The sequence below is a fragment of the Halomonas sp. ND22Bw genome, assembly GCF_003011945.1.
GTDB lineage: Bacteria > Pseudomonadota > Gammaproteobacteria > Pseudomonadales > Halomonadaceae > Halomonas > Halomonas halophila.
The window spans coordinates 1-242 of sequence record NZ_PXWD01001601.1; the positions used below are offsets into that span (position 1 = coordinate 1).

Here is a 242-nt window from a genome sequence, read left to right on the forward strand (position 1 = left end):
CCTTGATCAGGGCATCGTCCAGGCTCAGGCCGGCCGGCTGGGCGAAGGTGTTATTGATGAAGGCCATGTCCACAGCGGGCAGCACGCGGGGCAGCTGGGCGGCCTCGATCTCGCGGAAGTCGAAGTCGTGCGGGTTCTCGCCGATGTTCAGCGGGGTCGCCTCGAGGTTCTCGGGATCGTCCAGGGTGATCAGGCCCAGCTCGTGCATCAGGATCCGCGAGCGGCCCTCGGTGGTCGGGTCG

Annotated in this window: 1 protein-coding gene; it reads right to left on the reverse strand. The window is 67.4% G+C overall.

Annotation, left to right across the window (positions count from 1 at the left end; genetic code table 11):
- Positions 1 to 242, reverse strand: a 242-nt coding sequence (locus tag CVH10_RS23655; protein ID WP_369336008.1) for a MetQ/NlpA family ABC transporter substrate-binding protein, incomplete at both ends; no start/stop codon positions are given.